The organism is Pseudoclavibacter endophyticus (genome assembly GCF_008831085.1).
Taxonomy (GTDB): domain Bacteria; phylum Actinomycetota; class Actinomycetes; order Actinomycetales; family Microbacteriaceae; genus Pseudoclavibacter; species Pseudoclavibacter endophyticus.
Window position 1 is genome coordinate 1,647,004 of sequence record NZ_WBJY01000001.1, and the last position, 14,037, is coordinate 1,661,040.

Genomic DNA, 14,037 nt, shown 5'->3' on the forward strand with positions numbered 1-14,037 from the left:
CATGAAGCAACGGCACCCGTCGCCGTCACCGCACCGGTATCGCCTACCGTAGTTCAGTGACCTTCCCCCGCGCCTCCGACCTCGTCGAAGGGACACCCCGCCGGCGAGCCGTCCTCGCCAAGCTGCCGCGCATGACCCGTGCCGACGGCTCGCCCATCCGCGTGCTGCTCGTCGATGACGAGCAGTCGCTCGCGCAGCTCGTGAGCGTTGCGCTTTCGTACGAGGGGTGGCGCGTCACGACCGCGTCCGAGGGGAATGAGGCCATCAGGCGGTTCCGCGCTGAACGCCCGGACGTGGTCGTGCTCGACATCATGCTTCCCGACATCGACGGCCTGAGGGTGCTGCACCGCATGCGGGAGCTGGGGCGGCACACGCCGACGCTCTTCCTCACGGCCAAGGACTCGGTCGACGACCGCATCCTCGGCCTCGCGGCCGGCGGCGATGACTACATGACGAAGCCGTTCAGTCTCGAGGAACTGGTGATCCGCCTTCGGGGGCTCCTCCGGCGCGTGATCGACGAGCCTCCGGCCGGCGGCGAACTCCTGACGGTCGGCGACCTCAGCCTCGACGAAGCGACCTACGAGGTGCGCCGCGGCGACCGGGCCATCGCGCTCACGGCAACCGAGTTCGAGCTGCTGCGGTACTTCATGAAGAACGCCGAGCACGTGCTCTCCCGCGCCCAGATCCTCGACAACGTGTGGAACTACGACTTCGCGGGACGCACGAGCATCGTCGACCTCTACGTCTCCTATCTCAGGAAGAAGATCGACTTCGGGCGGCCCTCGATGCTCCATACGATCCGTGGCGTCGGCTACGCCCTGCGTGCAGCATCATGAGGAGATTTCTGCCGAAGTCGCTTCGGGCGAGGCTCACGCTCGCGCTCGTGGCGCTGACGACCGCGGGCCTGCTGCTCCTCGGCGTCGCGACCACCTGGGTGGCTACGACCGCCGTCTCGAGCATGGTCGACGACAAGCTCGACAACTCGCTGACCAGCCTCGACCGGATGGTCGAGAAGGGGCATTCGGCGCGTCCGCATGACCGGCCCCACAAGCCGTTCGTCGAGTACACCTCGCAGGCAGCCGGCAGTGTCATCGCCGTCATGGTCGACGGCGCCGTCACCGATTCGGCGGTGTTCTCCGATGAGTCGCCTGCCCCGCTCTCCGCCGCCGCGGTCACCGCAATCGAGTCGCAGGAATGGTCGGACGGCGAGCGGACGACCTTCGACATCCCCGGCCTCGGCACGCACCTCGTCGAGGTGCGCGACAACGTGCACGGCGAGCGGCTCATCGCCGCGGTGTCACTCGCCGATCAGCAGACCACCGCAACGTGGTCGACACTGGCCACCGTCATCGTCGGCCTCCTCGTGCTCGCTGGCATGGCGATGGCGACGGTCATGATCGTCCGCTTCGCGACGAGGCCGCTCGAACGGGTCGCGCGGGCGGCCGATGTCGTTTCGTCGCTGCCGCTCCACAGCGGCGATGTCCAAGGCATCCCGAGGCTCGACGACCGCGACATCGACGACAGCACGGAGGCCGGCCGCGTCGCCGGTGCCATGAATCGGATGCTCGAGCACGTCGACGCGGCGCTCGCGACCCGCGCCCAGACCGATCGCAGAATGCGCCAGTTCGTCACCGACGCGAGCCATGAGTTGCGCACGCCCCTCGCCTCGATCCAGGGGTACGCCGAGCTGACACGGCAGGAGAGCGACGTCCTGCCGCCGCTCACGGAGGCCTCGCTCGCCCGCATCGAGTCGGAGGCTGCGCGAATGACGATGCTCGTCGGCGACCTCCTCCTCCTCTCGCGCCTCGACGAGGGACAGGGTGGCCTGCGCTCCGAGCCGGTCGACCTCTGCCACCTCGGTCAGGTCGCCGTGAACGATGCCCGCACCGTCTCACCCGACTGGCGGTGGCGCACGCAGCTCCCCGACGAACCCGTCTTCGTCGACGGCGACCATTCGGCCATCACGCAGATCGTGGCGAACCTGCTTCGCAACGCCACGACGCACACCCCGGAGGGCACGCGGGTGACGCTTCGCGTGCGACCGCCGCGCGACGGCACCGTGGAGCTCGTGGTCGCCGATTCCGGCCCTGGCGTGGATCCCGAGTTCGAACCCACCCTCTTCCAGCGCTTCGCCCGCAACGACAAGTCGCGATCGCGCCGCCACGGCTCCACGGGGCTCGGGCTCGCGATCGTCGCTGCGCTCGTCGACGCCCACGGCGGGTCGATCCGCTACCAGCGCGGCGACGTGACCGCCGACCACGTCGACGCGACTACGCGCGCCGACGACGACGGCACCGGCGCTTCCTTCGTGGTCTGCCTGCCCGTCTCGAACGACGAGCTCACCGAATCCGGCGACCGCACGAACTCGGCCACGGCCTAGCGACTACGCCTCGCCGGGCGCGTCGTCGCGCGCGACGACATCGTCCGAGCCGAGGGCGGCGGCGTCGCCGACCGGGCCGCCGAGCGCGTCGATACTCGCCTCCAGCGCCGCCCCGGACCCGTCGCGCTTCGCGCCGCCGGCCGGCAGGTCGCGGACCGCGCCGTCGGCCGCGACCGCGCGGGGCTCGGCGCCCACCCAGGCAAGCCGCAGCCGGTCCTCGCCTCGCGTGAACCGGTGCGCTCGAACGCCCCCCGTCGCGCGTCCCTTTGCGGGAAACTCGGCGAACGGCGATACCTTCGCCGAGCCCGTGTCGGTGCCGGGCAGCGCGGCCGTCGACGTCGCGATCGTGACCACTTCCGCGCGCTCCGTCTCTGCGGGTGACAGGATGCGGGCGGCGAGCACCCGTGCGCCGTCGGCGAGCTTGATGCCCGCCATTCCGGCCGCCGGTCGACCCTGCGGCCGCACCGCCGAAGCAGGGAAGTGCAGCAGCTGGGCATCGTCGGCGACCAGCACGAGTTCGTCCTCGTCGCGTCCCACGGCGGCGGCGAGCACCTCGTCGCCCTGCTTCAACGTGATGATGTCGGCCTCAGCAAGCTTGCCGAGGTCGCCGAGGACCACGCGCTTGACCACGCCGAGGGCGGTCACGAGCGCGATCGGCTCGGCGCCGTCGACCGGCACGAGTCCCACGACCCGCTCGCCGCGATCGGTCAGCCCCGCGTAGTCGCGCGCCTTCACACCGGCGCTCAGCAGCACGGACGCCGCCGGCGCGGATGGCAGCGCGACGACCGGCAGGCGCAAGAGTCGACCGCGATTCGTCACGATGCCGAACGACCCGTGCACGGTCGTCTCGATGCGGGCGGCGATCGCGTCGTGCTTTGATCGACGTCGGGCGGCCGGGATGGGGGCGCCGGGCTCGGTCACGTCAACGCGAAGGATCCGGCCGGTCGCCGACATGATGACGCGCGTCGGCGCTTCGGCCTGCCGGAGCTCCTCGGCGCTCGGGGCCGCCGACTTCCTCTGTTTGCCAGTGGCGGGGGCGGCCGCCTCGGTGAGCACCGTGCGGCGCGGCGTGGCGAACTGCTCGGCAACCGCTGCAAGTTCGTCGCTGACCTTGCGGCGCAGCATCGTCTCGTCGGCCAGCAGGGCTTCGAGCTCGGCGATCGCCCGACGGAGTTCGTCGGCCTCGGCCTCGAGCTCGATCCGGGAGAACTTCGTGAGGCGTCGCAGCCGCAACTCGAGGATGTACTCCGACTGCGCCTCCGACAGGTCGAACACCTGCTGCAGCCGCGTCGACGCCTCCGCACCGTCATCCGAGCTGCGGATGATCTGAATGACCTCGTCGATGTCGACGATCGCGATGAGCAGGCCTTCGACGAGGTGCAGTCGCTCGCGCCGGCGCGCGAGCCGGAATGTACTGCGGCGACGCACGACGCTCATCCGGTGCTTGAGATAGACGCGGAGGAGGTCGAGAAGGCCGAGTGTCTGCGGCCCGCCGTCGACGAGCGCCACATTGTTGATGTGGAACGTGTCCTCGAGGGGCGTGTAGCGGTACAGCTGTTCGAGCACGGCCTCGGGCGCGAAGCCCGTCTTGATCTCGATGACGAGGCGCATGCCGTTCGTGCGGTCGGTGAAGTCGGCGACATCGGCGATGCCCGCGAGCTTCTTTGACTGCACCCCGTCCTTGATCTTCTCGATCACCTTCTCGGTGCCGACGAGGTACGGCAGCTCGGTGACGACGATGCCCTGCTTGCGCGCGGTCACCCGCTCGATCGACACGGCGGCGCGGGTTCTGAATGCGCCGCGGCCCGACGCGTACGCCTCCCGGATCCCGTCGAGGCCGACGATGATCCCACCAGACGGCAGATCGGGGCCAGGGATGAAGGCCATCACCTCGTCGAGCGTCGCGTCGGGATGCTCGAGCAGATGACGTGCGCCCGCGATGACCTCGCCGAGGTTGTGGGGGGCCATGTTCGTGGCCATTCCCACGGCGATGCCGCTCGCCCCATTCACGAGCAGGTGCGGCCACGCCGCCGGCAGCACCTCGGGCTGCTGGATGGAGTTGTCGTAGTTGGGGATGAAGTCGACCGTGTCTTCGTCGAGGTCGTCGGTCATCGCCATCGCCGACGCATCGAGCCTCGCCTCGGTGTATCGCGGCGCCGCAGGAGCGTCGTCGAGCGAACCGAAGTTGCCGTGCCCGTCGATCGTCCGCACGCGCTGCACGAACGGCTGGGCCAGGCGCACGAGGGCGTCGTAGATGGCCGTGTCGCCGTGCGGATGCAGGCGCCCCATGACATCGCCGACGACGCGGGCCGACTTCACGTGCCCGCGGTCGGGCCGCAGGCCCATCTCGCGCATCTGATACAGGATTCGCCGCTGCACCGGCTTGAGGCCGTCGCGGGCGTCGGGCAGTGCGCGGGAGTAGATGACCGAATACGCGTACTCGAGGAACGATGTCTGCATCTCGGAGGACACATCGATGTCGACGATGCGCTCCTCGGGGGTCGAGGCGGGCTCTGCGGGGGGACGACTCATGGGTACCTTCGAAGGTGACGGCTGTGGAACGGAGCGTGAACGCCCGCTGTGAAAGACTGGGGCACGATGTCGACCATGCTAATGAGCCCCGCGACGGGGCGGCCCACGCTCGCCGACGTGTTGCCGAACTGCGTCGCCGCCATGCGGGGCGAGGTCGGAATGCTGGGCCTTGCGCCCGTGCGCGCCGCCGTCGTCATGCTCGTCGACGGACTGGGGGCGGGGATGCTCCGTTCGCGTGCCGGCCACGCCCGCCGCTTCATGCACGGGTGGGGCAGGAAGCACACCGCCCACAGCTTTCCCTCGACGACCGTCGCGGGGGTCACGAGCCTGACGACGGCGACGGCTGCCGGTGTGCACGGCCTCTGCGGGTACTCGCTCTACGACCGCCCGGCCGGCCTGGTGCGAAACCAGCTCCACGGCTGGGGTGCCGACATGGACCCGTACACGTGGCAGCTGCAGCCGACCGTCTTCGAGACGCTCCGTGACCGGGGCGACCTGCGCCCGGTCGCCATCGGGCTCTCGGCGTACGAGGCGAGCGGCCTCACGCGCGCGTCTCTGCGCGGTGCCGAGTACATCGTCGGCGACACGATCGCGGACCGGGTCGATCGCGCGCTCGACGCCGTGGCATCCGACCGTTCGCTCGTGTATCTCTATGTCGCGGAGCTGGATCAGGCGGGCCATAAGCACGGCTGGGAGTCGGACGCGTGGATCGAGCGACTCGAGGAGACCGACGCTGCGCTCGCGACGCTCGAGGCCGGTCTCCCCGATGACGTCGGACTTCTCGTGACGGCCGACCACGGCATGCTCGACATCCCCCGGGAACGCCAGCGCGACATCCCCGCGGATTCGGAGCTGCTCGAGGGCGTCGTCGCGGTCGCCGGGGAACCGCGGCTGCGGCATCTCTCCCTTGGCGACGACGCGACCCGCGCCGACGCCGAGCGCCTCGCCGCCCGCTGGAACTCGGCGGAGGGGGACCGAGCGACGGCCATCACGCGGCGCGACGCGCTCGCCGCCGGGTGGTACGGCGATCCCGGCCACGTCCACCCCGCCGCCGCCGCTCGCCTCGGTGACGTGATCGTCGCCGCAACGAGGGGCGTCACCTATTACGCCGAGTGGATGCAGGGCGGCCAGCGTGACGTCATCGGCCAGCACGGTTCGGTCTCGCCCGAGGAGACCATCGTCCCGCTCATCCGCAAGGGCGCCTTCACGATCGAGTGAGGCGCACGACCCGCCCGGAGCCCTGCGGTCAGTCGTCGCTGCGAGTGCCGAAGACGATCTCGTCCCAGCTCGGCAGCGAGGCGCGTCCGCGCTTCCGCGACACCGGGCCAGTCGTGCCGCGGCCGACGAGCGCCGTGCGGGACGAGTGACGCGGGCTGTCGTCCGAGGTCTCGAACCCATCCAGCGGCACGTCGACGGCGCGGACCCGGCCGGCACCGGTCGGAGGCGCCACCGCCTCGTCCGGGCCGGAGCCTTCCGTGCCCGGTGTCTCGTCGGCTTCCGCCCCGGTGTCGTCCAGGCCCATGGTCGACGTGCCTTCGCGGGTGCGGTTCGAGCGTTCCCGTACGGAAGAGAGGGATGTCACGGTCGACGGCGCAGCGGGGCGGAGTTCGCCGCCGTCCGGCTCAACGCCATCGCCCAGTTCGCCGTGCGCCGCGTCGAGAGGATCGCCGGTCTCGTCGTCGAACTCCTCGAAGGGCTGGTGCGTTCGCTCACCTCGGCGGCGCCGTAGCTGCTCGAGCAGATCCGCCGTCTCGTCGCGCGGCGAATCGGTACGCTGCTGGCCGATGTCCGCGACGGCAGCCCCGACCCATCCGGCCCCACGCGGGTCTGATGCCCGAGACGGCACTGGGCTCTCGCCGTTGCGAGCCTCGGGGCCCGACGACGCCGCCTGGCTCGCGGGATCGGTCGGCTGCGTTTCGCCCGGTTCGTGGAGCGATCCCGCGAAGTCGGGGAGCTCCGGCTCGACGGCCCGCAGCCGCGGCGCCTGCAGCGATGACAGCTCGCCCTGCTGCGAGAGCGTCACTGCGGCGGGGTTCCGCGGCGACAGGGCGCGGGCTCGCGGATCGTAGGCCCACAGGGCGTCCCGGCTGATGCCCTCAACGGCGAATTCGAGACCGATGCGCCAGCCCTCTTCCGGGTCCTTCCACGCATCCCACTCGATGGATGCGGCGCCGAGCGCCTCCAGGCGGTCATCGATGACCGAACCGAAGGTCGCCGCGTCAGGGTCGAGCGGGTCGGCGTCGGGCTGCACGCGCACCCTGACGAGGCGGGCCTGGTTGACGATATGCGCGCGCTCGGCGCGGACCGGTCCCTCGAAGCGTTCGACGTCGGAGCGCTCGGCTCCCGTCAGCTCGATGACCTCGTCGACCGTGCGGCCGGATCGGATGAGCTGCTGAATCTCGCGCGGAGCGACCCTTGGCGCCTCGGCGCGCACGTGCGGCCTCGGCCGCAGCGCGTCGCGAAGCGCGTCATCGACGATGACGCGGTACTGCTCGCCGGCTTCGTCAGACACGATGAGCGCAGCGTCGTCGGCTGCGATAAACCTGAGTTCCTGCATGTCCGTCTTCCTCGCGGGGCCCTGTGTCGACGCCACTGCGACGTCGTGTCGACGCCACTGCGACGCCTGATTTGCCACAGCATCACACGGCGCCGGACGAATACGGCGATGGCGGCCGGGCGCGCCGCCCAATCTGCCCTGCTGCCTCCTGCTCGCGCCGCGGGCGGGCGGGCACGAGGGAGTCCGCAGGATCGACCTCGACCCGGGTCGCGTGACCGTCGCGAATTGCGTTGACGGCGAACACGCCCGCATCGAGTTGCACTCCTGCATCGCGTCGTGCAGTATGTCGGCGCCGTCGGTGACCCAGCCCGCGGCAGAGAGATTTGGACTGGCATGGCAACGGACTACGACGCACCGCGCAAGACCGACGACGAGGCGGATTCGATCGAGGCCCTGAAGGAGCGCGTTCCCGACCGTATGTCGGGCAGCGTCGATGCCGAAGATGCCGACAACCCGGGCTCATTCGACCTGTCGGCGGCCGACCTCGCCGACGTCGAACTCGAGACGGTCGTCATCCCGGTCCAGGAGGACGAGTTCACGTGCGTGAGCTGTTTCCTGGCCCAGCATCGTTCGCAGCTCGCCGAGAAGACCGCCGACGGCCCCATTTGCCGGGACTGCGCCGGCCTCTAAGCCGTACCGGCCCGTCACGCGGCCAGGTCCGGCATTATCGAAACGCTCGCGGTGCTCCCGACATCGGCGGGCGTTTCGCGTGCCCGCAGTACCGCTCGCGCGCACTCCTCACCGGAGGTCGTCGCGCGCCTGCGTTGCGCGGGCGGCTTCGATGGCCGCGCGCACGGCATCCGGGTTCCGGGTCGAGAACAGCCAATAGGGCACCGGGTCGACGGGATCCGTCACGTCCACGCGAGCCGAGGTCGGAGCCCATCCGCGAAGGCACAGCCACGCCCTGGCGTCGAGGTCCGGGCCGGCAGCCACGCGGGCGGCCTCTCGGGTCGAGTAGGCCGTCACGTCGCCCGTCACCGTGAGGGGGATGCGTGCACTCCCGACGCGCAGTTGCCGATTCGACACCTCGACGACGGGGGACGCCACGATCAGCAGCGCGACGTAGCCGGCGTAAATCGCGATCCCGAGGAACACGCCGACCCACACGTTGATGCGGAGGAACACGAGCACCGTCGCGGGAATCACGAGCAGCGCTGCGATGAACATCCACGCCGAGGGCCAGACGCGCTCGTGGTACCGATTCATGCCCCTATTCCAGCACGTTGCGCCGGTGCGCCCTGGACGCGCGGCCCGCGATCACTGTGCGCCCGGTGAGGAGGCGCTCCATCCCACGACCGATCGCACGTCCGTTCGCCACCCTCAGGCGCCCTCGAGGGATGCTCATCGTCCGATCGCCGTGGCGTACGGTAGTGGTCGTGACTTCCCCGATCCGCGTGCCCGTTGTCGGCGACCAGCCCCGATTCGCACACCCGGATGATGCAGGGGCCGATCTCACGGCGGCGGAGCGCACCATCCTGCCGCCCGGAGCCCGCGCCGTCGTGCCAACGGGGGTGCGGATCGCCCTGCCGTCGGGAACCGTCGGACTGGTCGTCCCGCGCAGTGGCCTTGCGGCGAAGCACGGCATAACGCTGGTGAACTCACCCGGCACGATCGACGCGGGGTACCGCGGTGAGCTCAAAGTGATCGTGCTCAACACGGACGCCGCGCAGACCTACACGATCGAGGCGGGCGACCGGATTGCGCAGCTGATCGTGATACCGATTCCGCCCGTCGAGTTCGTGCCGGTCGGCGAGCTGTCCGAGAGCGAGCGAGGCGAAGCGGGCTTCGGTTCAACCGGATACACGACCACGAAAGAGGCATCCGATGGGGCTGCTTGATTTCTTGCGCCGCGACGACGATACGCCGCGACAGAAGGCCGATCGGCTCGTCGCCGACGACGACCTCGACTCCGACGTCGTCGCTGACGAGGGCGATGACGATGATGACGAACGCTTCGACGACAAGTCTGCGCCCGACGATCGCGAGGAGCGCGGCCCGTTCGACGTGACCGAGGCGAATCCGGCCAAGCGCTACGTCGACCTCGGGGCCATCCGCGTGCCGGCTCGCACCGGTCTCGGCCTCCGGCTCGAGGTCGAGGAGCGCACAAAGCGCCTCGTCGCCGTCGCTCTCGACTATCAGGGATCCACCATGCAGGTGCAGGCGTTCGCCGCCCCGCGGTCGTCGGGACTCTGGCACCCCATCCGTCGTCAGCTCGTGGAGCAGGTCGAGAAACAGGGCGGCCAGGCCGAAGAGGTCGAGGCGGCCCTCGGGACCGTGCTCGACACGAAGCTGCCGGTCGCCAAGGGGGCGTCGGGGGGAGTGGGGCACCGATCGGCCCGGTTCATCGGTGTCGACGGCCCGCGCTGGTTCCTCCGGGGCGTGCTCACGGGCGAGGCCCTCCGCGACGAAGCCGCGCGCGACGCGATGGAAGAGCTCTTCCGCAGCATCGTGGTCGTTCGGGGTGACGAGGCCATGCCGCCGCGCGAGCTCCTCCCGCTCGTCGTTCCGAAGGCCATGGCCGAGCACATGGCCGACGCCAAGCAGCCCCGGGCCGCACAGACCGCGAAGGTGGCCGGCACGGTCGACTCCGGTGGGGCATCCAGCCCCTCACCCGACTCGAAGCGCGCCGAGGGGCGCTCGTCGAAGCGCCGTGACGGCTGAGCCGGACGACCGCGCGCGATCGGCCGCCGACGCTGCGCGAGCGAGCGCACTCGGCCGCGTGGTCGAGGGCGGCCTCGGGGGTCGATCGCTCCTGGCCGCGATGGGCGGGGTGCGCGGCATCGTCGAAGCGGTTGTACCGGGTCTCGCCTTCCTCGTGCTCTTCACGTTCACGGGCGACCTGTGGTGGTCGGTCGGCGTCCCTGCGGCGCTCGGCGTCGTCTTCATCGTGGCGCGACTCATCGCGAGGCAGACCGCCATGCCAGCCATCGCCGGTCTCCTCGGCGCCGTCATCTCAGGATTTCTCGCCATCCGCAGCGGCGACGGCATCGACTACTACCTCACGGGGTTCTGGACGAACGGCGCGTACGGGGCGGCGTTCCTCGTGTCCGTCGTGGTCGGCTGGCCGCTCATCGGCGTCCTCGCTGGACTGCTGTTCAATGCGGGCGGGCGTTGGCGCGCCAACGCCAGGCTGAAGCGGTGGATGACGCTCGTGACGCTCGGGTGGGTCGTGTTCTTCGCGCTGCGGCTCGCCGTGCAGTTGCCGCTCTACTTCGCGGGCAACGTTGAAGCGCTCGGCGTCACTCGACTCGTCATGGGCACCCCCATGTACGGCGTGCTGCTCGTCGTGACGGCGCTGTTCGCCCGCGGCGCGTTCCGGGCGGCTGGCTTCGGCGACGGCGACGCGGAGCGCGGCGCCGTGGAGGCCTCCCGACGAGCTGACGGCGGCTGACGGGTGTACCACGCGGCGCGCGAAACGCCCCGCATCGCGTTCGCATTCTGAGCGCGATCGCGTACAATTATCTCGACGTCGAGATACATCGACGACGAACGCAGCCGCGCGTGCCGAACGCCAGAGCGCCCCTCACGACGGCTGCCGAACGACTGGCGACATAATGGGACTGGGCACCCGAACCGAATGTCGCTACGAAGGAGAACCGACGTGACTGCAGTCAACAGTTTCGGCGCCAAGGACACGCTGCGTGTCGATGGCACCGAGTACGAGATCTATCGCATCGACAAGGTCGAGGGGTACGAGGACCTCCCGTTCAGCCTCAAGGTTCTGCTCGAGAACCTGCTGCGCACGGAAGACGGCGCCAATGTCACCGCTGATCACATTCGCGCGCTCGGGGCCTGGGACCCATCTGCCGAACCGAACACCGAGATCCAGTTCACCCCCGCGCGCGTCGTCATGCAGGACTTCACGGGCGTGCCCTGCATCGTCGACCTCGCGACGATGCGCGAAGCCGTCACCGAGCTCGGCGGCGACCCGAACAAGATCAACCCGCTCTCGCCGGCAGAGATGGTCATTGACCACTCCGTCATCGCCGACGTGTTCGGCACCGAGAACGCCCTCGAGCGCAACGTCGAGATCGAGTACGAGCGCAACGGCGAGCGCTACCAGTTCCTCCGCTGGGGCCAGACCGCATTCGACGATTTCAAGGTCGTTCCCCCCGGCACCGGCATCGTGCACCAGGTCAACATCGAGCACCTCGCGAAGGTCATCTACGACCGCACGGTCGACGGTGTGCTCCGGGCCTACCCCGACACGTGCGTCGGCACCGACTCGCACACGACCATGGTCAACGGCCTCGGCGTGCTCGGCTGGGGCGTCGGCGGCATCGAGGCTGAGGCCGCCATGCTGGGCCAGCCCGTCTCAATGCTCATCCCGCGCGTCGTCGGCTTCAAGCTCTCGGGCGAGATCCCACCGGCGGTCACGGCGACCGACGTGGTGCTGACGATCACCGACATGCTCCGCAAGCACGGCGTCGTCGGCAAGTTCGTCGAGTTCTACGGCGAGGGCGTCGCCGAGGTCCCTCTCGCCAACCGCGCGACGATCGGCAACATGAGCCCGGAGTTCGGCTCGACCGCCGCGATCTTCCCCATCGACGACGTCACGCTCGAGTACCTGCGCTTCACCGGCCGCGAGGAGCACGCGGTGTCGCTCGTCGAGCAGTACGCCAAGGAGCAGACCCTCTGGCACGACCCGAGCCGCGAGCCCGAGTTCAGCGAGTACATGGAGCTCGACCTCTCGACGGTCGTCCCTTCGATCGCCGGCCCCAAGCGTCCGCAGGATCGCATCCTGCTGTCGGAGGCCAAGGAGCAGTTCGAGAAGGACATCGTCAGCTACGCGAGCGTGTCATCGAGCGACGACATCGTCGACCTCGAGTCGCAGGACTCCTTCCCGGCGTCCGACCCCGGCAACGCTCCCGGAAAAGACGACGAGACCAACGGCACCGTGATCATCAGCAGCGGCAGCGTCGCTCACGCGTCCAATCCCGTGCGCGTCGACACGAAGGAGGGCTACTCCTATGTGCTCGACAACGGCGCCGTCACGCTCGCCGCGATCACTTCCTGCACCAACACGTCGAACCCGACGGTCATGATCGCCGCCGGACTCCTCGCCAAGAAGGCGGTGGAGAAGGGTTTGGACCGGAAACCGTGGGTGAAGACGACGCTCGGGCCGGGGTCGAAGGTCGTCACCGATTACTACGAGAAGTCGGGGCTCGACAAGTCGCTGGAGGCGATCGGTTTCTACACGGTCGGCTACGGGTGCACGATCTGCATCGGCAACTCGGGCCCGTTGATCGAAGAAGTGTCGTCGGCCATCAACGACAACGACCTCGCCGTCACCGCCGTGCTCTCGGGCAACCGGAACTTCGAGGGACGCATCAGCCCCGACGTCAAGATGAACTACCTCGCCTCGCCCCCCCTCGTGGTCGCGTACGCGCTCGCCGGCTCGATGCACTTCGACTTCGACGCCGACTCGCTCGGCACGGATCGCGAGGGCAACCCGGTCTACCTCAAGGACATCTGGCCTGCGCCCGACGAGGTGCAACAGGTCATCGACGAGTCGATCTCGCGTGAGCAGTTCATCAAGCAGTACGCGACTGTCTTCGACGGTGACGAGCGCTGGCGCAACCTGCCGACGCCGACCGGCCCGACCTTCGACTGGGACACGAACTCGACGTACGTGCGCAAGGCCCCGTACTTCGACGGCATGAGCACGGAGCTCGAGCCGGTCGCCGACATCACCGGCGCCCGCGTGATGGCGACGCTCGGGGATTCGGTGACGACCGACCACATCAGCCCGGCCGGTACGATCAAGGCCGGCACGCCGGCGGCACAGTACCTCACCGAGCACGGTGTCACGCAGAAGGACTTCAACTCCTATGGGTCGCGTCGTGGTAACCACGAGGTCATGATCCGCGGGACGTTCGCGAACATCCGCCTCAAGAACGAGCTCACCGCCGCCGTCAACAACGGCAAGGTGATCGAGGGCGGTTACACCCGCGACTTCACGCAGCCGGACGGCCCGCAGTCGTTCATCTACGACGCCTGCGAGAACTACCAGGAGCAGGACGTCCCGCTCGTGGTGTTCGGCGGGAAGGAGTACGGATCCGGATCGTCGCGCGACTGGGCCGCGAAGGGCACGCGCCTGCTCGGCGTGAAAGCGGTTATCACCGAGAGCTTCGAGCGCATCCACCGCTCGAACCTCATCGGCATGGGCGTCGTTCCGCTGCAGTTCCCCGAGGGATCCAGCTGGTCGTCGCTCGGGCTCGACGGCACCGAGGTCGTCTCGATCACGGGGCTCGAGCAGCTCAACGAAGGCGTGACCCCGAAGACGGTGCACGTCGTCGCCGAACCGAGCGAGCACTCGGCCGAGGGCAAGCAGACGGTCGAGTTCGACGCGATCGTGCGCATCGACACCCCCGGTGAGGCCGAGTACTACCGCAACGGCGGCATCCTGCAGTACGTGCTGCGGCAGCTCGTCGCTTCCTGAGCTGAAGGGTTCGAAGCTCAGCGAGGAGGCGGTAGCCAGCTGCCGCGGAATGTCGCACAAGCACCCCGTCAGGCTTCGGCCTGGCGGGGTGCTTGCTGTTCCGTGCTGATAGGCAGTGGCCGGTAC

Annotated in this window: 11 protein-coding genes; 8 read left to right on the forward strand and 3 right to left on the reverse strand. The window is 69.3% G+C overall.

What is annotated here, in order from left to right; genetic code table 11:
* Positions 1-131: 131 nt before the first annotated feature.
* Complete coding sequence (locus tag F8O04_RS07375) at positions 132-836, forward strand: response regulator transcription factor (RefSeq protein ID WP_158029147.1); 705 nt, start codon at positions 132-134, stop codon at positions 834-836.
* Positions 833-2,380 carry a sensor histidine kinase gene (locus F8O04_RS07380; protein WP_158028611.1) on the forward strand — a complete coding sequence of 516 codons (1,548 nt, stop codon included), beginning with the start codon at positions 833-835 and terminating at the stop codon, positions 2,378-2,380. Before F8O04_RS07375 ends, F8O04_RS07380 begins: the two co-directional genes overlap by 4 nt.
* Before the next feature lie 3 nt (positions 2,381-2,383).
* On the opposite strand, the gene F8O04_RS07385 is transcribed toward F8O04_RS07380, so the two are convergent.
* Positions 2,384-4,912 (reverse strand): DNA gyrase/topoisomerase IV subunit A, encoded by a 2,529-nt coding sequence (locus tag F8O04_RS07385; protein ID WP_158028612.1) that lies wholly within the window; start codon positions 4,910-4,912, stop codon positions 2,384-2,386.
* A 66-nt stretch (positions 4,913-4,978) separates the two neighbouring features.
* On the opposite strand from F8O04_RS07385, the gene F8O04_RS07390 reads away from it, so the two are divergent.
* A complete protein-coding gene (locus F8O04_RS07390) occupies positions 4,979-6,130 on the forward strand; it encodes an alkaline phosphatase family protein (protein WP_158028613.1) in 1,152 nt (383 codons plus the stop codon).
* Positions 6,131-6,158: 28 nt separating this feature from the next.
* On the opposite strand, the gene sepH is transcribed toward F8O04_RS07390, so the two are convergent.
* Positions 6,159-7,469, reverse strand: coding sequence for a septation protein SepH (sepH, locus tag F8O04_RS07395; RefSeq protein WP_188726217.1), 1,311 nt, complete (start codon positions 7,467-7,469; stop codon positions 6,159-6,161).
* Between the two features lie 333 nt (positions 7,470-7,802).
* Between sepH and F8O04_RS07400 the strand changes: the two genes are divergently transcribed.
* Positions 7,803-8,099, forward strand: coding sequence for a DUF4193 domain-containing protein (locus F8O04_RS07400; RefSeq protein WP_158028615.1), 297 nt, complete (start codon positions 7,803-7,805; stop codon positions 8,097-8,099).
* 108 nt (positions 8,100-8,207) lie between these two features.
* Here the strand turns inward: F8O04_RS07400 and F8O04_RS07405 are convergent, their stop codons facing one another.
* Complete coding sequence (locus F8O04_RS07405; protein ID WP_158028616.1) at positions 8,208-8,675, reverse strand: DUF3093 domain-containing protein; 468 nt, start codon at positions 8,673-8,675, stop codon at positions 8,208-8,210.
* 170 nt (positions 8,676-8,845) lie between these two features.
* Between F8O04_RS07405 and dut the strand changes: the two genes are divergently transcribed.
* The 4 genes from dut to acnA all read left to right on the forward strand — a co-directional run bounded on the left by dut (position 8,846) and on the right by acnA (position 13,911).
* The gene (gene dut / locus F8O04_RS07410; protein ID WP_188726216.1) at positions 8,846-9,307 is read left to right on the forward strand and encodes a dUTP diphosphatase; all 462 of its coding nucleotides are present in this window, start codon (positions 8,846-8,848) and stop codon (positions 9,305-9,307) included.
* Positions 9,294-10,130, forward strand: a complete 837-nt coding sequence (locus tag F8O04_RS07415; RefSeq protein ID WP_158028617.1) for a DUF3710 domain-containing protein — start codon at positions 9,294-9,296, stop codon at positions 10,128-10,130. Before dut ends, F8O04_RS07415 begins: the two co-directional genes overlap by 14 nt.
* On the forward strand, positions 10,120-10,860 hold the full coding sequence (locus tag F8O04_RS07420; protein ID WP_225734911.1) for a DUF3159 domain-containing protein: 741 nt from the start codon (positions 10,120-10,122) through the stop codon (positions 10,858-10,860). The genes F8O04_RS07415 and F8O04_RS07420 overlap by 11 nt, the downstream gene beginning before the upstream one ends.
* A 210-nt stretch (positions 10,861-11,070) precedes the next feature.
* Complete coding sequence (acnA, locus tag F8O04_RS07425; RefSeq protein ID WP_158028618.1) at positions 11,071-13,911, forward strand: aconitate hydratase AcnA; 2,841 nt, start codon at positions 11,071-11,073, stop codon at positions 13,909-13,911.
* Positions 13,912-14,037: the final 126 nt, after the last annotated feature.